Below are 279 nucleotides of genomic sequence, written 5' to 3' on the forward strand. Positions count from 1 at the left end.
GCGGCTGGATGGCGAGCACGCCGATCCCCGACGACAAGGCGTCGTGGGGCCGGGGGTTCGGCGTGCTGACGGAGCGCACCGCGACGACCTTCGCGAGCGACGCGGCGTCCTTCACGGCGTCGATGCGATCGAGCTCGGGGCGAAGGTCGGCGACGCCGCGCGCCTCGACCGCGTCCTCGTTCGTGCAGGATGCATACAAGTCGCCGATCGCCTTCGCGTACGGGTTGTCCGCGTCGCCTTGGCCCGCGGCCGTGCGCTCCAGGATTTCCTTGAGCGTCG

General features: G+C 71.3%; 1 protein-coding gene. It reads right to left on the minus strand.

Annotation, left to right across the window (positions count from 1 at the left end; all coding sequences use genetic code 11):
• A partial coding sequence (locus RMT89_RS42635) for a hypothetical protein (RefSeq protein ID WP_315889133.1) occupies window positions 1-279 on the minus strand: 279 nt, incomplete at both ends.

The sequence above is a fragment of the Streptomyces sp. P17 genome, from assembly GCF_032436805.1.
Lineage (GTDB): Bacteria > Actinomycetota > Actinomycetes > Streptomycetales > Streptomycetaceae > Streptomyces.